The 373-nt window shown below is 42.1% G+C and carries 1 protein-coding gene; it reads left to right on the forward strand.

What is annotated here, in order from left to right:
* Positions 1-104: 104 nt before the first annotated feature.
* Positions 105-373 (forward strand): transposase family protein (locus tag ETC02_RS17175; RefSeq protein WP_171698501.1); only part of this gene is annotated, 269 nt, incomplete at its 3' end.

Below are 373 nucleotides of genomic sequence, written 5' to 3' on the forward strand. Positions count from 1 at the left end.
GGTTCATCACCAAATTTTGTGATTTAGTGACAAAAAAGAGAAAGCACTGACGAGATCCTGGCAATAATGTTAGCGGTGAAATAAACATTAAGGAGGTCTCGTAAGTGCTTTCTATACCACTAGGATTGCCAGAATTTAAAGTGATTAAACAAGAACTTCATTCCTATGGTTATGCGATTCATGTAGAGAAAACAGAGACACAGGAACGTTGCCCTCATTGTGGGTTTGCCACTTCCTCTGTCCACAACAGACGGACAAGAAAAGTACGGGATTTGGCGATTTTCCATCAACCGGTGTACTTGTTCGTAAAGGTAAAGCGCTATCGGTGCTGGAATTGTTCCCAAGTGTTTTCCCCCTCTTTGGAATCGATTCC

The sequence above is a fragment of the Geobacillus sp. DSP4a genome, from assembly GCF_013096875.1.
GTDB lineage: Bacteria > Bacillota > Bacilli > Bacillales > Anoxybacillaceae > Geobacillus > Geobacillus thermophilus.